This is a genomic window from Neorhizobium vignae, assembly GCF_000732195.1.
In the GTDB taxonomy this organism is placed as follows: domain Bacteria; phylum Pseudomonadota; class Alphaproteobacteria; order Rhizobiales; family Rhizobiaceae; genus Neorhizobium; species Neorhizobium vignae.
Map to the genome: position 1 here is coordinate 1 of NZ_JNNU01000080.1, position 352 is coordinate 352.

At 53.4% G+C, this 352-nt stretch carries 1 protein-coding gene; it reads right to left on the reverse strand.

All coding sequences use genetic code 11. From position 1 onward, the window contains the following. Window positions 1–169 precede the first annotated feature (169 nt). On the reverse strand, window positions 170–352 hold a 183-nt coding region (locus GQ59_RS30435), incomplete at its 5' end, for a flagellin (RefSeq protein ID WP_037088688.1).

Here is a 352-nt window from a genome sequence, read left to right on the forward strand (position 1 = left end):
TTTAATTTTCTTGGTTAACTCACCGTTTCGATGACCAAAGAATGCAGTAATATGATTAAGGAACATTGAAGCGAACCAGCGAATAAAAAGGGCCGCGTCCGAATTCGGACGCGGCCCTTTTTGAAGGTCGATGGCGCGGTCAGCCTCCGCGCCATTTTCCCTGTTTCGATTAACGGAACAGCGACAGGATGTTCTGCGAGTCGGAGTTGGCAATCGAGAGCGACTGGATCGCCAGCTGCTGCTGGGTCTGCAGTGCCTTGAGCCTGGTCGACTCTTCGTTCATGTCCGCATCCACCAGTCGGCCGACACCCTTGTCGAAGGAGTCCGTCAGCTTGGAGATGAAGTCCGTCTG